Origin of the sequence: Bacillus sp. RC252, from assembly GCF_044909215.1 — a bacterium.
Taxonomy (GTDB): domain Bacteria; phylum Bacillota; class Bacilli; order Bacillales; family Bacillaceae_G; genus Bacillus_A; species Bacillus_A mycoides.
The window spans coordinates 14019-33082 of the sequence record NZ_JBIYDV010000034.1; the positions used below are offsets into that span (position 1 = coordinate 14019).

General features: G+C 36.9%; 10 protein-coding genes and 5 pseudogenes. 6 read left to right on the forward strand and 9 right to left on the reverse strand.

What is annotated here, in order from left to right:
- The first annotated feature begins 15 nt into the window (after positions 1 to 15).
- On the forward strand, positions 16 to 408 hold the full coding sequence (locus ABH960_RS28535) for a GtrA family protein (protein WP_404449792.1): 393 nt from the start codon (positions 16 to 18) through the stop codon (positions 406 to 408).
- A gap of 237 nt (positions 409 to 645) precedes the next feature.
- Positions 646 to 2041, forward strand: a pseudogene (locus ABH960_RS28540) (IS4 family transposase).
- A 153-nt stretch (positions 2042 to 2194) separates the two neighbouring features.
- Here the strand turns inward: ABH960_RS28540 and ABH960_RS28545 are convergent.
- The 3 genes from ABH960_RS28545 to ABH960_RS28555 all read right to left on the reverse strand — a co-directional run bounded on the left by ABH960_RS28545 (position 2195) and on the right by ABH960_RS28555 (position 5324).
- Entirely contained in the window at positions 2195 to 2995 is an 801-nt protein-coding gene (locus ABH960_RS28545) for a CPBP family intramembrane glutamic endopeptidase (RefSeq protein ID WP_404449794.1), read from the reverse strand.
- A 109-nt stretch (positions 2996 to 3104) separates the two neighbouring features.
- Positions 3105 to 3899 carry a MerR family transcriptional regulator gene (locus ABH960_RS28550; protein WP_404449808.1) on the reverse strand — a complete coding sequence of 265 codons (795 nt, stop codon included), beginning with the start codon at positions 3897 to 3899 and terminating at the stop codon, positions 3105 to 3107.
- Positions 3900 to 4118: 219 nt separating this feature from the next.
- Positions 4119 to 5324, reverse strand: coding sequence for a serine hydrolase domain-containing protein (locus ABH960_RS28555; protein WP_404449796.1), 1206 nt, complete (start codon positions 5322 to 5324; stop codon positions 4119 to 4121).
- A 150-nt stretch (positions 5325 to 5474) separates the two neighbouring features.
- Between ABH960_RS28555 and ABH960_RS28560 the strand changes: the two genes are divergently transcribed.
- Positions 5475 to 6074: a TetR/AcrR family transcriptional regulator gene (locus ABH960_RS28560; RefSeq protein ID WP_404449798.1), complete on the forward strand. Its 600-nt coding sequence runs from the start codon at positions 5475 to 5477 to the stop codon at positions 6072 to 6074.
- Between the two features lie 778 nt (positions 6075 to 6852).
- On the opposite strand, the gene ABH960_RS28565 is transcribed toward ABH960_RS28560, so the two are convergent.
- Complete coding sequence (locus ABH960_RS28565; protein WP_404449800.1) at positions 6853 to 8598, reverse strand: ABC transporter ATP-binding protein; 1746 nt, start codon at positions 8596 to 8598, stop codon at positions 6853 to 6855.
- Positions 8595 to 10352, reverse strand: a complete 1758-nt coding sequence (locus ABH960_RS28570; RefSeq protein WP_404449802.1) for an ABC transporter ATP-binding protein — start codon at positions 10350 to 10352, stop codon at positions 8595 to 8597. The genes ABH960_RS28565 and ABH960_RS28570 overlap by 4 nt, the downstream gene beginning before the upstream one ends.
- Positions 10353 to 10685: 333 nt before the next feature.
- Between ABH960_RS28570 and ABH960_RS28575 the strand changes: the two genes are divergently transcribed.
- Together ABH960_RS28575 and ABH960_RS28580 are read left to right on the forward strand one after the other, a co-directional pair.
- On the forward strand, positions 10686 to 11555 hold the full coding sequence (locus tag ABH960_RS28575) for a LysR family transcriptional regulator (RefSeq protein WP_404449804.1): 870 nt from the start codon (positions 10686 to 10688) through the stop codon (positions 11553 to 11555).
- A 606-nt stretch (positions 11556 to 12161) separates the two neighbouring features.
- Positions 12162 to 12845 (forward strand): GTP pyrophosphokinase, encoded by a 684-nt coding sequence (locus ABH960_RS28580; RefSeq protein WP_113770574.1) that lies wholly within the window; start codon positions 12162 to 12164, stop codon positions 12843 to 12845.
- 386 nt (positions 12846 to 13231) lie between these two features.
- Here ABH960_RS28580 and ABH960_RS28585 read toward each other — a convergent pair.
- Positions 13232 to 14486, reverse strand: a pseudogene (locus ABH960_RS28585) (Y-family DNA polymerase).
- Between the two features lie 254 nt (positions 14487 to 14740).
- On the opposite strand from ABH960_RS28585, the gene ABH960_RS28590 reads away from it, so the two are divergent.
- Positions 14741 to 15211, forward strand: coding sequence for a DUF5065 family protein (locus ABH960_RS28590; RefSeq protein ID WP_404449806.1), 471 nt, complete (start codon positions 14741 to 14743; stop codon positions 15209 to 15211).
- A gap of 182 nt (positions 15212 to 15393) precedes the next feature.
- On the opposite strand, the pseudogene ABH960_RS28595 reads toward ABH960_RS28590, so the two are convergent.
- The 3 pseudogenes from ABH960_RS28595 to ABH960_RS28605 all read right to left on the reverse strand — a co-directional run.
- Positions 15394 to 15825, reverse strand: a pseudogene (locus tag ABH960_RS28595) (hypothetical protein); the annotation flags it as partial.
- Positions 15826 to 15894: 69 nt separating this feature from the next.
- Positions 15895 to 17016 (reverse strand): annotated as a pseudogene (tnpB, locus tag ABH960_RS28600) (IS200/IS605 family element RNA-guided endonuclease TnpB).
- Positions 17017 to 17590: 574 nt separating this feature from the next.
- Positions 17591 to 19021 (reverse strand): annotated as a pseudogene (locus ABH960_RS28605) (IS4 family transposase).
- Positions 19022 to 19064 lie beyond the last annotated feature (43 nt).

A 19064-nucleotide genomic window follows, 5' to 3' on the forward strand; every position in this document is an offset into this window, starting at 1 on the left:
AGGGAGAAGATTAAATTGAAAGTGTTTAATAAACAAGTGCTTCGTTTTATTTTAGTGGGATGCACAAATACCCTGAATTATTACATATTCTATCTTTTATTAAGCCAATTAATACGGTTAAATTATTTATCAGCACATATTATTGCTACTGTAATAGGCATAATAGGTTCTTTTTTTCTGAATACGTACTTTACTTACAAAACAAAACCGACTTTAAAGAAATTTTTACAATTCCCATTAACATATGCTGTTAATATTGCAGTTACAACTATCGGCATTTATATTTTAGTTGACTTAGTAGGTTTAAATGAAATAATTTCACCTTTCCTAGCATCACTGACTGCGATACCTTTTACATATTTATTATCGAAAAAAATATTAGTTACGAAAATCGAAAGAATAGTATAGGGAGAAATTTGCATAGGAAGCAACATTTTTATACCTAATGAAACTTGTAATGGATGAAATGGCTGCAGAATTGGAGTGAAATAATAGTGAAGACTGGTCTCTTAGAAACCAGCTTTTAAAATACTAACTAACAATGTGTTCTTAAGGGTCAATCAAAATAAACAATACAAATACCCTCTAAAATGAAAAAATGCGCTATTCTTTCTGTAGAATCATAGGAAAGGATGGCGTTTTTGTATGTCTATTTCTGTATCTGATGAACTACAACTATTTGCTCAAAAGATTCAAAGCTTTTTATCTCCAAATATCTTACGAGATCTTGCTAGAGATGTTGGTTTTGTACAACGAACCAGTAAGTATCAAGCCAAGGATTTAGTCGCTTTATGTGTATGGGTGAGCCAAAATGTCGCTACGACTTCTTTAACTCAGTTATCTAGCTGTTTGGAAGCATCAACGATTTAATAAAGCGGCCGTCCAATTTTTACAACACATATTAGCTGAACTACTAAACCAAAAATTGGTCTCGTCTATGCCGATTTCTTCTCCATATACTTCTGTTTTCAAGCGTATTCGTATTTTAGACTCAACTGCATTTCAACTTCCAGATCCCTTTGCATTCATTTATCCGGGTGCAGGAGGATGCAGCCATACGGCGGGGATAAAGATCCAACTTGAGTATGATCTATTAAGTGGACAGTTCCTACATATTCATACAGGTCCAGGTAAACAACATGATCGAACCTACGGTTCTCTGTGTGCCCCAACTGTAACAGCGAATGATTTATGTATCCGAGATTTAGGTTATTTTCATTTGAAAGATCTTCAACATATACAAGATAAAAAGGCTTACTATATCTCTCGTATCAAGTCGAATACACGTATTTATCAAAAAAATCCCAATCCCGATTATTTTCAAGATGGAAGAATCAAGAAAGGTACAGAGTATATACAGATAGATATGGAGATCTTAATGAACTCTCTTCAACCAGGACAAACATGTGAAATATCCAACGCTTATGTAGGAATGACTGATAAAGTACCAACTCGTGTGATTGTTCATCGACTTACAGAAGAACAACAAAAAAAACGTCTACAAGATCAAGCTGTTCGAGAGAAAAAGAAAGGAATGAAGTATTCTTCTCGTAGTAAACGACTCAGTGGTATCAATGTATATATGACAAACACCCCTACAGATATTGTCCCGATGGGACAAGTACATGATTGGTATTCTTGACGTTGGCAAATCGAGATTTTATTTAAAACATGGAAATCATTCTTTCATATTCATCATTGTAAAAAGATAAAACGAGAACGATTGGAATGCCATTTGTATGGACAACTGATTGCCATTCTACTCTGTTCTTCTACCATGTTTCAAATGCGGCAATTACTTCTTATGAAGAAGAAACGAGAACTGAGTGAATATAAGGCCATATATATGATTAAAGATTATTTTCTTCTTCTTTTCCAAGCTATACAGAAAGACACCCAAGAGCTATCAAAGATTTTAATTCGCCTGTTCAACCTCTTACAGCAAAACGGGAGAAAATCTCATCGATATGAGAAGAAAACAGTCTTTGATATATTAGGTGTCGTTTACAATTGTACCATGTCTGATAATCAAGCCGCTTAATTCAAAAAAGTGAAACCCGTTAGGGTTTATTTCGTATGCAAATCTTTCAATCACCTACACTTGCCCTTTAGAAAAAAGAAACAATCTCACCTAAAATTGACTTTGCATAAGCTTAGCTTGATAGTGATGGGGTAGCACCACATGCCCATCAACTTAAGGTATATTTCCATACAATACTTTCTTTGGATTTATAATGATGATTAAAACTGCTACTGCTAAATAAAAAATTGCGTTATACATGATTAAATCTATTAAGTTTCCATTTATTATGCCAATAAAAAAATTAAAGAATTGATGGATGATGATTGGGATGATTAAATTCTGATTCAAGTTATAAAATGCTGTCATGACGATCTTAATGGATATGATTGAAATCATAAAGAATAGAATATATTTGATTAAATCAATGCCCACAAACCCTGTAGTAAACCATATAGGTAGATGCCACATCCCCCACCAAAATCCTATGATTATCGAAGCCTTTAAAGGCGAATGTTTCTTTTGAAGCTCAATTTGAGCGAAACCTCTCCACCCTATTTCTTCTCCTAGTGGCCCTGCAAGAAAATTTTTAAAAAAGAAATAGATCAGTATTCCCCATGAAGATATAGTAAAAATAGAGTCTACTTCACTATTATTAGATACGAGAAACAAAATCATCAAAAATATGAAGGCTTGAATCATACTCACGGTAAGAATCACAGAAAATTTAAGTTTATTCTTGAATTTATATTTTACAAATTGTATAAAACTCTGCTCAGGATAGATTTTTTTAAATAGCGCTGCAAAAGCAAAGGTTGAGGACCAAGATGATATACAGAACATTACATCAAAGACCCATGCAGGAAATCCTAACATGCTTATGACCCCTACAAGAAAAAAAAGTGGCAAAAAAATGATATTGGTTAATAGAATAAAACTTGTTACTGGTTTTTTTAGTTTCTTTTCTCTATTCATGCATAATCCCCGCTTCAAACTAAGTATTTCGTAAATATATTGACGCTCATATTTACTAATACCTTCAGCTTAAACCTAGGGGTTACTCACAGGTCAATACATATCTGCATTATTTTATAGGTGCATAAATTTCTAAAAATATACGTTCAAGTCCATCTTCATAAGTGGTAAGTAATAGATTTATATAAACTAGCCCCAACAGTTCATACCCTTTTTCTATTGCTACTTTTCTTAAACTAGCTTCTACGTTATGATCAATACTTTTCCCATCAGTTGACCATCTTCCATCTTCAATAACTGTATAAATACATTTTGGATGAGATAGAATTTCACCTTTTATTTCTTTATCAAAGTCTTCTACTTTTCTTACAATTATAAATTTATCTTCTATAATACCCACTTCATTGAAACTTATCACTCTCCTTAATGATGTTAGAGTAACTGCTTTTTTTAAGCTGTCTGTGTTCTTTTTTAGAGTTTCATATTCATCATACGCAGTAAAATGTTCTATTTCCCCTTTTATTTCTAAAGGCTTCATTTCTTTTACTGTGTATTCTCCTAAGAATTGTTTAATTTTTTCGCAATCTTCTTTTACTACCTGAAGCTTTTTTAAAAGAAGCTTTTTATATTCTATTTCCTCTAAAACATCTTGTTCTTTCTCTTCTAATAATGATTTTATTCCCTCTATACTCTTACTTTTTCTTAATTCCTGGATTTTTTTAATTTCAATATCAATTTCTCTATAGAAATTTACTGTTGTTATATCATATATATCAAAATGATTATATTTTCTATACCCATTCTCAATATTTTGTTTAGGCTTTACTAATTCCTTTTCTTCATAAAATTTTAAGGTATCTCTGGATACACCTAAAAATTTAGCTACTTGTCCAATTGGGTACATCATACTCTCCTCTATCATTGCTACATATTCTTTATGATGTTTCATTTTATCAGTACGTCGAAAAATAATAATATTATAGGTTTTATTATAAGGCGTACCGCCCACATTTTAAGAAAAAAGATGGCTCGCTTTATACTTAATATTTACTCCACTATTCATAGCCAAAAAACTATACAAAATGAAAATATCCCTAACTATTTTCACGTATCTTTAATTTTTTCATAGACAACTGTATAAAGCCTTTCTTAGTGCAAGTTCTCTTGGTTCATTGGCCATGCCAAATCCATGTTTGTTCATCGCGTAAGCATAACCTAACTTTTCATCTGGATCGGCAAAACAGAATGATCCTCCTGCGCCTGGGTGACCAAAAGAGCTTTCACTTCGCCCGAATTTCATATTTGAAAAGTGTTTCCAAAATCCCAAAGAATAGGCTATGTTTATACAATTCACATGATCATAATACCCTGATGTCGGAGGGATAGCCCTTTTCCTTAATTCATTTATTGTTTCTTCCCTTAATCCGAGAGTTTTTGCACCACTAGCAAAAGCACCATAAATTTTTGCCATTGCTCTTACTTGCCCCACACCATTTCCAGAAGGGAATTCTATAGATAAAATAGGACGATGATTAAAATTATCATTTGCTACGAATTTTTTTGGATCTACTAAACTTCTAGCTACTAATGACTTTGTATTAAGAAAACTAAGTAACATTTTTATAGGTAACTTTGTCATCCCCTTAAGTAATTGAATGGGGTGATTTATTCCTTCAATAGTTGTTATTTTCTCTTCAGAAATATCTTTAGGAAGACCAATATAAAACTCTGCTTTTAGTGGTTCTGCGATTTCTTCTTGAAAGAAATCTTTTAGGGTCCTATGTTTAGGGTCTGTTCTTTTAATCAGTTCTCCAATTAAGGTTCCAATTGTCCAGGCATGATAGCCTTGAATTTTCCCAATCTCCCAAGCAGGTTTGCTTGCAGCAAGGGAATTTGATAGACGAGAGGTATCTAAGTCTTCTAACATATCAATTTTAAGTTCATTGAGAGGTGACAAGCCAGCTTGATGTGCTAAGAGCTGTCTAACGGTTATTTTGTCTTTTCCATTCTGAGCAAACTCAGGCCAATATGAACACACTTTCTCATCATAGTTAATGTAACCTCTCGAATGCGCTAAACTTAAAGCCAATGCAGCAAAACCTTTTGTAGCTGAAAACACTTGAACAAGTGTATCTTTTTCCCATTCCGCACGAGTTTGTCGATCTCGATATCCACCCCATAAATCAACGACTGCTTCATTATTAATGTATACAGAAAAGCCCGCTCCAACTTCCCCTCTCTCACTAAAGTTTCTAATGAACTCATCCTTTACCAGTTCAAATCCCGGTGCAACAAATCCATGAATTAATATATTATTTTTTTTTGCCATGTCTTCTCCCCTTTATTTGGTATAATTTGACCTTTTATCACAGCTAACATTTATGTATTTACAAAATACAAATAATTCAATAAAATAAACCTATCAGATATTTGACTAAATGTCTATAAATAGTCAAATAAAAATAGGTGGGGATACATTATGGCAAGAATTTCATCTGAGCAGAGAAAACAGATACATGAAAATCTTCTCGTTAAGAGTAAAGAACTGTTTATTCAATATGGATTCTCTAAAACTAGTATTGATGACATAGTAAATGCATGTGGAATCGCAAAGGGTTCTTTTTATTCATATTATTCATCAAAAGAAGAATTGTTTTACGCAGTATTGCGAAAAGAGGAAGAAATAAAAAGTACAATTATTTCAGAAATTATGTGTGAGTCTCTACCGCCAAAAGAACTTTTAATTCGTTTCTTTGAATTATCTTTTAAAACTATAGAACAAAATTCATTTTTACAAAGTCTTTATCAAAGAGGTGAATATGATCGAATTGTGAAAAGACTTCCTAAGGAACTTCTAGATAAACATGCAAAGGAAGATTTAAATAGTTCTTTAGAGTTTGTGAAATTTTTACAGGAAAAAGGTGTTACAGAAGATGATCCCGAAGTACTTATTGGCCTTTTTCGGACAACCATACTTATTCCATTACATCGTCAAGAGATTGGAGAACCGACTTTTTCGAAGATGATGAAAAAGATGATCGAATGTTTATCAGAAGGTCTAACAAAACATAAAGAGTAATTTTCATTTATAGGGTACTTTAATGGAAGAGGGATCATAGAAATGAACAGACTTTTTTATAAAAGAATGAATCAATTAAATAAAGTAAGAGCGTGTTTCGAACAATTTCAGAAGACATAGGTCATTTATCTCTTTGTTCTGTACCCATCAAAGATTTCCACAATACGAGGTCAATTCATCTTGTTTCTCGTACAGAAAAGATAGAACGAGCTCTTTTTAAAACATTTATGACTTAGCCTCCCATATCTATCAACCTAACAGAAAAGGTTGCCCCAAAACGATAAAAATGAACTTCGGCGCTGTAAAAAACACAAAATTATCGTTTAGGGGGTACTTTAAAGTCTTAGCTTGATATCGATGTGGCGGTACCCATAAAAAACCAAATTCTTTTACTTTATGCAATTTCTATAAGCGGTTCAGTTAGGATTTCATATTGAAGTTTTTAGTTTATGTATTTATTTACACTTGAATTAGTAATAGCAAACATAACACAATTGGAATCTTATTTTTCTTCAGGAGCCAATGACAATAATGAGAAATTTAAAGAGACATATTGATTACTCTTATCACTCATTAAAACAAAGTTTATTCAACTGAATATTATGTTTTTTATAAAATAATACAAACCCTGATACAATATGACTATACTGTATCAGGGGTAATTTTTGATGTTGCACTATCTTCTAACACATATGATAAATATAGTTATTAAATGGTGGAGATTAGTTAGGCCAAGACCCTTTCCACGCATTGTGCGCACTTTTGGAATGGTGGTCTACTAACCATTAACAGCCGCGAATTGGCTGTTATACAGATTAGCGTAGTACCCGCCGCGCTCCAGTAGCTGTTCATGACTGCCACTCTCGACAACATCCCCGTCCTTCATGTAGAGAATCATATCGGCCTCACGGATCGTCGACAGACGGTGGGCGATGACGAAGCTCGTTCTGCCTTCCATCATCTTCAGGAACGCCGCCTGGATACGTATCTCCGTCAGCGTATCGATGCTGCTGGTCGCTTCGTCGAGAATTAGCATAGGCGAATCAACCAGCATAACCCGAGCGATCGTCAAGAGCTGTTTCTGTCCCTGGGACAAGCTGTCGCCGAAACCGTTGATTACTGTATTATAGCCCTTCGGCAGCCGCTTGATGAAACTGTGGGCGTTAGCTGCCTTAGCGGCAGCGATAACCTCCTCCTGGCTAGCATTCGGTTTCCCGTAGGCGATATTGTCATGAATTGTCCCGCCAAACAACCAAGTATCCTGTAGCACCATCCCAAAGGTATGGCGTAAGCTGTCACGGGCCATGTCGTTAATGTTAATACCGTCTATCATAATCTCGCCGGAATCAACATCATAGAATCGCATTAACAGATTCACTAGCGTTGTCTTGCCAGCACCGGTCTGTCCCACAATTGCGACACGTGTGCTTGGTTCGACAACTAGGTTCAAATCGGTAATAAGGGGACGGTCAGGCTGGTAAGCGAACTTCACATGATGGAATGTAATCGTCCTCTGCTTAGCTGAGATATGAACTGCATCTTCAGCGTCCGATGACTCCGCCGATTCATCAAGTACCTGGAAGATACGTTGTGCCGAGGCCGTAGCTGATTGCAACTGTGTAATTATTCCGGTAATCTCGTTGAACGGTTTAGCGAACAGATTGGCATAAATCAGGAAGCTCGATAGTCCCCCGACCGATATTCTAGACATAATGACCATAATACTCCCAATTAAGGCGATGATTGAGAAGGTAACATTGTTCACGAAACGGGTGGATGGATTCGACAGAGAGCTGACGAATTGTGATTTTACCCCGGTGTGATACAATTCATCATTTTGCGCTGTAAACTCCGCAAAAGAGTGGTCTTCATAACGGAAGGCCTGAACAACCTTCTGCCCGCCGATCATCTCCTCGACATAGCCATTCAGCCCACCCAATATACGGGCCTGATCATGAAATAACTGCTGGGAGTGCATCGTGATGAACCGCGCTACGAAGAAAGTCACTGGTGCAGATAACAGCACGACGACGGTCATGAGCGGATTCGTATACAACATGAGCGCGATCGCCCCGATGATTGTAACAACACCGGTTAATAATGTGGAGAATCCTTGCAGCAACCCGTCCGATATGGCATCCATATCGTTTACGAATCGGCTGATGCTGTCCCCTTGCGGATGATTATCATGATATTTCAGTGGCAGTACATTCAGCCTGTCGAACATTTCGCTGCGCAAATCATTTACTGTTTGATTAGCAAGTCGATTCGTAAGATATGTCAACAACCAACCGAACAAGCCTCCGATGAGATACACCAGACTAAGCTGGATAAGCAGTCTGAATATGTCCGCGAACTCAACAGCATCCTTGCCGACCATATGGTCGATCGTAATCCCAATCATAAATGGACCGATCAAGCTGGAAGCTACGCTAATAATCGCACTAATGAAGGCCCAGATTGTATACCTTTTATATTTTCCTGTATAAATTAGTAGTCTTCCCCATGTTTGCTTCATGTTCATTGTTGTCCTACCTCCTCATTAGAGAACTGTGAGCGGCAAATCTCTTGATAGACACTACAATCTCGCTTGAGTTCAGCGTCGGTGCCGATGCCAGCAATCCGTCCGTCTTCGATGACTATGATTTTATCCGCCTGCTGCACGGTGCTAACCCGCTGCGAGACGATGAATACCGTAATTCCCTGGCTGTTTTCCCGGATCGACCTTCTTAACGCCACATCTGTGGCAAAATCAAGTGCACTCGAAGAATCATCAAGGATGAGAATATCGGGACTGGCAACAATTGCCCGGGCGATTGTTAAGCGCTGCTTCTGCCCACCCGACAGATTAAGTCCGCCCCTGGACACAAGAGTGTTATAGCCTTCTGGCATTTTCGTTATGAATTCATCGGCCTGGGCAATGATAGCTGCCCGCTTGACCTCTTGATCCGAAGCTAATTCGTTGCCCCAACGGATATTATCGGCAATCGTCCCTGTGAAGAGCAGTGCCTTCTGCGGAACGATCCCGATCTCGCCGCGTAGTTCATGTAGACTATAATCCCTTACATCAATTCCGTTGACGAGTATTTGTCCGGAGGTAGCGTCATAAAATCTCGGAATCAAGTTCACAAATGTAGATTTGCCTGAACCAGTACCACCGATAATTCCCACAGTCTCGCCATGTTTTATCTCCACCGATATATCTGTCAGTGCCGGTTCACTCGTTGTACTATATCCGAAGGAAACATGATTAAATGTAACAGCAGGACCATCCTTCTTGTCTTCTATTTTCGCTACAGACTGTTTTCGCTCCTCAGGCGCAAGGTCAGCGATGGAAGGAACGGTTTCGAACACCTCATTTATCCGTGATGCTGAGGACGCTGCCTTGGTAAAAATAATAATCAGATTCGACACGACGATCAAAGCGAGCAAAATTTGCGTTACGTAGTTAATAAAGGCGATGACCTCGCCAGAAGATAATGTCCCCGCATTAATATGGAAACCACCAATCCATAGAATAGCGATAATTGCCCCGTTGACAACAACCGTCGTTGCCGGATTAAGCAGCGCAGAAACCCGCCCTACTCGGATTGCAGTGGCCGTAATGTCGTCGGAAGTTTCGCGAAATCTCACCTTCTCGGCCTGTCTCTTGGCGAACGCACGGATGACGCGAACTCCCGTCAAATTTTCGCTCAATACTAGTGTGATTCTGTCCAACTTCTTCTGATATAACCGATACATAGGTGCTGTTTTGGTAATTATCAAATATAGAATAATAGCAAACACTGGTGTTGCCGCAATCAGAACAAGCGATAGTCTAAAATCAAGCAGCATCGACATAATGATTGCACCAATGCAAATGAACGGGGCACGAATCACAAGCCGAATCAGCATCGCTACTGCAATCTGGAGCTGATTGACATCATTTGTGATACGGTTGATCAATGATGGTGTCCCAAAGCGGTCAATCTCAGTATAAGACAGCGTCGAGATATGCCGGAACAGCGTATTACGTAGTGTTGTACCGAACCCCTGTGATGCCCGGGCTGCATAATATTGACAAATCAGCGAGCTACCGAAGCCCAGTATCGACATGACGACCATTAAACCACCCATCTTCCATACATAAGCGATATCATGCCTGCCTATTCCATGGTTCACAATCAGGGCCACAATCGTCGGCAGAAGAAGCTCGAAAATTGCTTCCACCAGCTTAAAGAAAGGGCCAAGAATACTTTCCTTCTTGTAAGGTTTTAAAAATGTTGTGAGTCTAAACAAAGTATCATCCCCATCATAATTGTTATAAAGGTCGCTTTTGATTATGAAGTGATTTCGATATCGAATCTTGAATTCACCTGGGCATTCCGGCGCTCACGTACAAACTGTGTACGCTCCGCTCCTCGCAGCCTAGCTTCATCCAAATTTCTCAGTACTAAAAAGCGGCCATTCTGAACTTGGACTAAAATATTCAATTTAATGCAATTCAAAAGGTTTGACGAAATTTATTTACAGGATATGATTAAAAAATAACACAACATCTTCCATATTAATAATATTTGATTAGTATCTAATCTATATGAAATTAATATGGCAATTCAAAAGGAGAACCTTATGGACATTAGGCAATTGAAATACTTCCTGATGATTGCGGAAGAAGGACAGATTACCTCGGCCGCCAAAAAACTGCAAATGGCTCAACCCCCGCTCAGCCAGCAGCTTAAGCTGTTGGAGGAGGAGCTTGGCGTAAAGCTGGTAGAGCGCGGTGCGCGCAGTATCCGACTCACGGACGCCGGGGAGATTCTGCGCCGCAGAGCGCAGCAAATTGTAGATTTAACAGATTCGACGTCAAGAGAGGTCAGTGACTTTGCCAAAGGATTGAAGGGAACATTGGCAATTGGAACGGTTTCCTCCTCCGGAGCAACGTTATTAAAGGATAGATTATCCGAATTTCACAAAGCTTACACCGGGATCAAATTTGAAATCCATGAAGGAAACACGTTCAGGGTCATTGAATTGCTACAGAGTGGGGTAATCGAACTGGGAATCGTCAGAACTCCCTTTCATAATGCGGGGATGGGATACAAATGTGCGGAAAACGAGCCAATGATCGCCGTGATGACCCCGGAGCTGGATTGGAGCAGCGGGCGGGATGCAATCCAAATCGAAGAGCTGCACGAGCGTCCTCTGGTCATTTACCGCCGATTCGAACAGCTGATTCGCGAGACTTGTCAGAAAGCCGGCTTCGAGCCAAACCTATTCTGTAAAAATGATGATGCACGTACCACCCTACTATGGGCCAATGCCGGCCTCGGAATCGGAATTATCCCGAAATCCGCGTTTGAGCTGGCGAACCACAGTAGTATGATCTATAAGGAAATCAACAGTCCTTCCCTCCAGACCAGGATCGCGGCAATCTGGATTAAGGACCGTTACATGTCCTCATTGGCCAGAAAGTTCCTGGAAAATTTCAGTAAGGAATAATAAAAGTAAGAATATGACCTGTTTTTACACGTATCTCGGCTTTATCCCATTAATAGCATAATCTCACGTATTTGAGATAAAGATAATTGTTAGTATGTAAGCTTCAAGTTACGAAAGAGTGGAGAAAGTCTAAAATCTTTAGCAACTTGTTTTATTGTGGTTTCACGGTTTACTAGATGCGCGGCGGATTTTTTATACAAAGCTAGGTGCCCCTCAATCACAGGTTCCAGTTCAGGAAGTTTCCTTTTTAAAGCCATACCGAGACTCCTTTGTATGATGTACTGAGATAGTCAGTAGAGGCTGATTGCCCAGCTACAAACGAGTTGTTTATCAAAGATAAATCTGCAGTGCTCTAAGCGATTTATTTGTGCATAGGAAAGTAATCTACTCATATAACTATGTGATCATCCTGCAACAGGGCGACCACTCACCTCCACATGATTTGTAGTTTTCTGGTATCTCTGTAATTTAGGAATATAAAAAAACGCACAAAGCGAACGAATCCCCTTCCGTTTTGTGCCGTGAACGAAAGGAATGAATATAACTATGAATAAACCCATCCAGATAAATAAATTGAATGCAATAAAAGCGAAATTGAGAAGGTTTATGCTGGCCTATAAATTTGCTTTGGATGAAATGAATACGAAAATAAATATTTTAAAAGAGGAGTTTCAGCATATTCACGATTACAATCCAATCGAACATACAACTTCACGCTTAAAATCTCCCGAAGGTATTTTTAATAAAGTATTAAGAAAAAACATCGAGTTATCTTTTCTAGCAATAAAGGATCAAGTGAAAGATATTGCAGGTATTCGAATTACGTGTTCATTTAGATCGGATATTTACCGTCTGAGTGAGATGCTTTGCAATCAAAAGGATATTGAGGTTATTGAATGTAAGGATTATATAAAAGAGCCAAAATCAAACGGTTATCAAAGCCTACACTTAATCGTGAAAGTACCAGTATATATGTCAGACAGAGAAGAAAGAGTTTATGTAGAGATACAAATCAGGACGATTGCCATGGACTTTTGGGCAAGTTTGGAACACAAAATCTACTATAAATATAACAATACAGTTCCTGAAAGACTCACGTCAGAATTAAAAGAAGCCGCTATAGTTGCGACCGAATTAGATTTGAAAATGGAAGCTCTTCATCACGAAGTACGCGAATTAAAATCAAGTGAAGAAGAGGAGCTAACCGAACTTCATCTCGCACAAAATCATTTTAACATTCCAATGCAGCTGATAGAAATGGTGAATAAAGAGATAAGTGAGAATAAGTAAAGGAATAAATACATTCTAGGATTCAATCCGTATATATTGAACACCTATTTTTAACTAGTTGGTTTATTTAACATATGACTGATTCAAAAGAGTTATCCTGACAGATGTTTTATTAAAAAGACCATTTCATTAATGAAATGGTCTTTTTAATATACCTGTCTTGATGATACGATTCACTCTTTATTGAAACAAATGAGCGTAAATTAAGTCTGCTAACAAATAATAACTGTTAAAATAGATATTTCTTGCTGTTAGGAATAGTGGATGTATCTATCTATTTGTATAGAGGAAGCATATCTTTGCCGCAAATGCCTGCCACTTGACCATTAATCGTCCTTTAGGTATCTTTGAATTCATCATGCTTTATGGCCCCCCAGTAGTGTATTTTAATATCTAGCCGTAGCTGAGTTTGTATATGATATTCCCCTTAGTATACCGTTTTTTCCGAAGCGATCTCTAATTTCATCCATTGCCTTTGTTAGTTTAACTTCTTTTTCACGTTGTACAATGTTATCAAATAATGAAATCTGCTCCTCTCCCTCATTTAGTAAATTTGATAGTGAAATACTAACTGATCGAATTGGCTCACCAGTATACAGTGCGTGTAAATAGTATTTACAGATGTTATATATATCCATGGTCAAATTAGTTGCTCTATTCATTGTATGCCTTTTTTGTATGCCTTTTTCGTATGCCCCCTCCATATTCTGCACTGTACCCTACTGAAAACTGTATCGTTTGAGCAAGTTTATTTTGTCTACGGAGACGATAACAAACTTCTTCAATATGCTCCAATAATATAATTAGAAATTCATCTATATTATAATTACGTAAAAGGATTTTGCTCTTACCAACTGAAGTCTTTGTAGGTACGTATTTCTCAAATATCCGACTAAAATCTATGCCATTACTATGTAAATGGTACTCTTCCCCCGTTATGCCAAATGATCTTTTTAGATAATGAAGAGGATAATTTGCTAAATCACCAATTGTATATATCCCCTTTCGATTTAGTTTTGCTTCTGTCTTATGTCTTATGTGAAATTCCCCAAAACTTACTTAAAGGACGTATAGGCCATAGCTTAGTTGGAATATCTTCGTATCCCCATTGTGCGATCCCAGTTTCATTTTTTTTCGACTCCAGGTCAAGTGCTAGCTTACTCATGAGTATGTTTGGTCCTATACCGATTGTACATTCTAGTCTTGTTTTACTATATATTTCCTTTTGAAAATAACAGCGAATTCATAAGGTGTTGAAGCAAATAAATGTAGTGATGAATCCAATTCAAATGCGAATTCATCTATGCTATATTGAAAAAAATCTTCAGATGCTACATATTGTAATGCTAAACTGGTTATGTAATTAGAACATTTAATATAAGTTTCCATATTAGGGTTAAAGACTATAATATCTGATCTTTTAGGTAGTTCCCAGCTCCTAGCCATTTTTTTGACACCTAATGCTTTTAATGGTGGAGTTGCCGCAAGTACAATTGAACCGCTACGATTAACATCCCCCACTACAGCAAGTTTTGTGTATCGAGGGTCTAATCCTATTTTAACGCAACTAACTGATGCGTAAAAACTCTTGAGATCAACGAAACAAATTTTGCGATCAGGTAAAAGGGAATAGTCATACATAATTAATACATCTCCTTTAAAAGAACGTTTGTTCCGTGTTTATTATATACGAACTAACGTTCTTTTGAAAGGTGGTTTTTCAGTTCAGGATAAATAAATATGAAACACTAATTAAAAATTCTTTTTTATTGATTGATTGGCAGGAAAATCTGTATATGTTAAAATCTAAATAGAAAATATTACCATCTAATGATTGGACAGCTGTTTTTCAGGAGTAAGATTTTAAAGTTCTTAATAAACTAGGAGGCTTAAAAATGAAACTTTTAGGGAAAGTAGCTATTATTGGAGCATTAACTATTGGAGGAAGTGTATTTTCCTATACTGTTGGAAGCATTCCCCCTGCTTCTGCTGAATCTCAATTTATACAGAAAGCATCACCGGTTTTCGATGACTGGCAATGGCAAAACTATTTTTTACTCCATCATAATGCAGACTTTCTACAAGAATTAGCTGTTGGTGATTTGAAGCATGGAGATACTTTTGACATTACAATTTATACAGGTGGTAAAGATACAGGTATTGTAAAGATATATCGATTAAGTGAAGATGAGAATGAAGTAGTAAATATGCAAAGATATAAAACAATTTATGATACTGGTACTGAGCATAATTATGGTAGATTTGTAACACCTATTACATCAGTTTATAAGCCAGGATCATATGTAGCTGTTATGAAACTTGGAGAAAATTATTATTATGGTGGCAGCTTTAAAATTAAAAAATAATGAATGTTAATTTCACTAATGATAATATTTTTGATATGATCAATGTATAATATAAACATAACTCATGTAATAGTCTAGGCGGTATACTTGACCAACGGCCGCTTAGCTAATGAGTTATACCCCTTAGAAAAGGTACCTTGCAGCAGGGGTACCTTTTCTTTTATTTTTAGTGGTAAATTATTTTAAATAGAAGCTATATAGTTAAAAAGTATAATGATTAAATTGTAATTGAAGTGAAGTATGTATCCCATATGAATATTTTTAAATATTAGAAAGAAAATCATTTGCGCGATAGCTGGTATACCAATGATAGTTAAACATTGTACCCAATTATAATTATACGTAGAAAGATGGAGTACTCCAAATGAGCTTCCAGACAATATTAAAGAGGCTGTAATTGAAGTAATGGGGCTTATTATGAAGGAGCGTATGATCTTGTGCCAAAAGAACAATATAGATACAAACATAATGTTCTCTCCGATTAATTGAATTGCAATCCCAGGCGTTTTATGAAGCATATTAGTAATCCCTTCATTCCCAATGGGATTAGACGTTCCTTTGAATGTTGTAAAAGATATTAGTACGGCTAAAAATAACAACATAATAGCTTGAACTGCCCCCACTTCCATTTCGTTTAGAAGTGGGGGATTCCTAAGTAAAGAGTTCTATTGAACTCTAATTTATTAGGCTAACCCCGCAGTCCTTGCGGTTAGAAGCCTTATTGCTTCATTCTTTAGATTGATACTTGCGTTAATATCCCTATCATGATGTGTATGACAAGAAGGGCAATCCCATTTACGTAGGTTTAGATTTTTAACGTCTTTGTTTTGATATCCACAACAAGAACATAATTGGCTTGAAGCAAATGTTTTCGATACGACAATGATTTGTTTGCCGTACCATTTTGCCTTATATTCCAACATGGTTCGAAATTGTGACCATGATACCTCACTAATCGCTTTTGCTAACTTATGATTCTTTAACATATTCGATACTTGCAAATCCTCTATACCAATAACATCGTGGTTTTTGATGATTTCAGTCGAGATTTTGTCCAAGTAATCTTTTCTAGCATTTGCCATGTATTCATGAATTCTAGCTACTTTTACTCGTTGTTTATTCCAGCGAGAAGATCCTTTCATTCTTCTAGAAAGAACACGCTGTGCTTTTGCCAACTTCTCTTCTAATGATCGAAAAAACTTCGGATTTTTATAGGTTGTTCCATCTGACAAAATGGCGAAATCTTTTAGTCCCACATCCATTCCAATGTAAGAATTTGTTTTCGGAAGTTCTTGCACTTCTGTTTCAACTAACAATGACACAAAGTATCTGCCAGAAGAGTTCCGTCTAACTGTAGCATTTAAAATACGTCCCTTTACTTCACGACTTTTGGCAAATCGAACAAGACCTAGTTTTGGCAATTTCATTTTGTTTCCTACAACGGCAATGTTTTCATTTGTTTGTTTTGTGGTGTAAGATTGTACGTTGTTCTTCTTAGATTTGAAACGCGGGGCACTGTTTTGTTTTTTGAAAAAGCGTGTATAAGCATCCGCAAGGTTGCGAACAGACGACTGAATCGCAATACTATCCACTTCTTTTAACCAAACAAACTCTTTCTTCATGGCAGGAAGTTTGGCAGATCATGTCCCATATGTCAAACCTTTTCCTGTTTCTTTGTATGCATTATCCCATAGAGATAGGAAATGATTGAATAAAAAACGAGAACAGCCAATCGTTTTATTGATTAGGTTCGCTTGTGCTTTATTTGGATAGATACGAAATTTATATGATTTATTGATTATCATTCGTTTCACCCCCATTTCGATATGTGCCTATTATACAACAAACGTACATTCGATAGGTAGTGAAGTAACAGTTTATGTATGTCGAACAATTAAGATGGCTTCCTGCCATCCCTTGTCCGAAGCCAATTCATCTCCCACCTACTCACTTCGCGTTCCTTGAGGAAGGAGTCTTCTTGGCTAAAATGATAAAATCTCTCCATAACAAAAATTCTATGCAGTATTGACTACTGATAATGAAGATTATGTAAATATATAAAGGTAACAGAAATAATGATTAAACAGATATATAAGGCACCGATACATCGTTATAAAACTAAGGTTTTTCACTATCCATAAAGCCAAATAGACGTCATCCTTTTTAGTCTAGCTTGTTTAGGAAGAATAACGTTTTTTTGGTACTTAGGCGTATTAAGATCACTTAAGTTGATGGATGTGGGGTAGCGCCACATCGCCATCAAGCTAAGCCCGTGTAACGTCAATGATAAGCAAGATTGTTTCTTTTTTCGAAAGTCTATACGTAGATGCTTTAAAGATTTGCATACGAAATAAACCCTAACGGGTTTCCTTTTTTGAATTAAGCTGCTTGGTTATCAGACATGGTACAATTATAAACGACACCTAATATATCAAAGACTGTTTTCTTCTCATACCTATGGGATTTTCGCCCGTTTTGCTGTAGGAGATTGAACAGGCGAAGTAACACCTTTGATAGCTCTTGGGTGTTTTTTTGAATAGTTTGGAATAGAAGAAGAAAATAGTCTTTAATCACATATATGGCTTTATACTCACTAAGCTCTCGTTTTTTCTTCATGAGGAGCAATTGGCGCATTTGAAACATGATAGAAGAACAGAGTAGAATGGCAATCAATTGACCATATAAATGGCACTCCAGTCGTTCTCGTTTTATCTTTTTACAATGATGGATTTGAAAGAATGACTTCCACGTTTTAAATAAAATTTCGATTTGCCAACGCAAAGAATACCAGTCATGTACCTGTCCCATCGGGACAATATCTGTAGGGGTGTTTGTCATATATACATTGATACCACTGAGTCGTTTACTACGAGGAGAATACTTTATTCCTTTCTTTTTTTCTCTTATAGCTTGATCTTGTAATCGTTTTTGTTGCTGTTGTTTTGTTAATCGGTGAACAATTACACGAGCTGGCACTTTATCAATCATTCCTACATAAGCATCAGCTATTTCACATGTTTGTCCTGGTTGAAGGGAGCTCATTACCGTCTCCATATCTATCTGTATATACTCTGTACCTTTCTTAATTCTTCCGTCTTGAAAATAATCAGGGTTAGGATTTTTTTGATAAATACGTGTATTCGACTTGATACGAGAGATATAGTAGGCCTCTTTATCTTGTATATATTGAAGGTCTTTTAAATGAAAATAACCTAAATCTCGGATACATAAATCATTCGCTGTCACAGTTGGGGCACACAGAGAGCCGTAAGTGCGATCATGTTGTTTACCTGGACCTGTATGAATATGTAAGAACTGTCCACTTAACAAATCATACTCAAGTTAAATTTTTATCCCAGCCGTATGGCTGCATCCTCCTGCACCTGGATAAACCGATGAAAATACATCCGGGAGTTGAAATGCAGTTGAATCTAAAATACGAATACGCTTGAAAACAGAAGTGTATGGAGAAGAAATCGGCATAGATGCGGCCAATTTTTTGCTTAGTAGTTCGGCTAGTAGGTGTTGTAAAAGTTGGACGGCCGCCTTATTAAACCGCTGATTCAGTCCCTCAGGACTGATGAGTACTTCTGTTGATGCTTCTAAACAGCTAGATAACTGAGTTAAAGAGGTCATAGCTACATTTTGGCTCAACCACACACATAAAGCTACTAAATCTTTTGCTTGGTACTTACTGGTTCGTTGTACAAAGCCAACATCTCTAGCAAGATCCCGTAAGGTATTTGGAGATAAAAAACTTTGAATCTCTTGAGCAAATAGTTGTAATTCGTCAGACACAGAAACAGACATAAAAAACGCCATCCTTTCCTATGATTCTACAGAAAGAATAGCG

Excerpts from the sequence above, each read along its gene's own strand:
- ABH960_RS28545 (WP_404449794.1), bottom strand. The coding sequence starts at position 2,995 with ATGAATAGAGAAAAGAAACTAAAAAAACCAGTAACAAGTTTTATTCTA.
- ABH960_RS28550 (WP_404449808.1), bottom strand. The coding sequence starts at position 3,899 with ATGTACCCAATTGGACAAGTAGCTAAATTTTTAGGTGTATCCAGAGAT.
- ABH960_RS28555 (WP_404449796.1), bottom strand. The coding sequence starts at position 5,324 with ATGGCAAAAAAAAATAATATATTAATTCATGGATTTGTTGCACCGGGA.
- ABH960_RS28560 (WP_404449798.1), top strand. The coding sequence starts at position 5,475 with ATGGCAAGAATTTCATCTGAGCAGAGAAAACAGATACATGAAAATCTT.
- ABH960_RS28565 (WP_404449800.1), bottom strand. The coding sequence starts at position 8,598 with ATGAACATGAAGCAAACATGGGGAAGACTACTAATTTATACAGGAAAA.
- ABH960_RS28575 (WP_404449804.1), top strand. The coding sequence starts at position 10,686 with ATGGACATTAGGCAATTGAAATACTTCCTGATGATTGCGGAAGAAGGA.
- ABH960_RS28580 (WP_113770574.1), top strand. The coding sequence starts at position 12,162 with ATGCTGGCCTATAAATTTGCTTTGGATGAAATGAATACGAAAATAAAT.
- ABH960_RS28590 (WP_404449806.1), top strand. The coding sequence starts at position 14,741 with ATGAAACTTTTAGGGAAAGTAGCTATTATTGGAGCATTAACTATTGGA.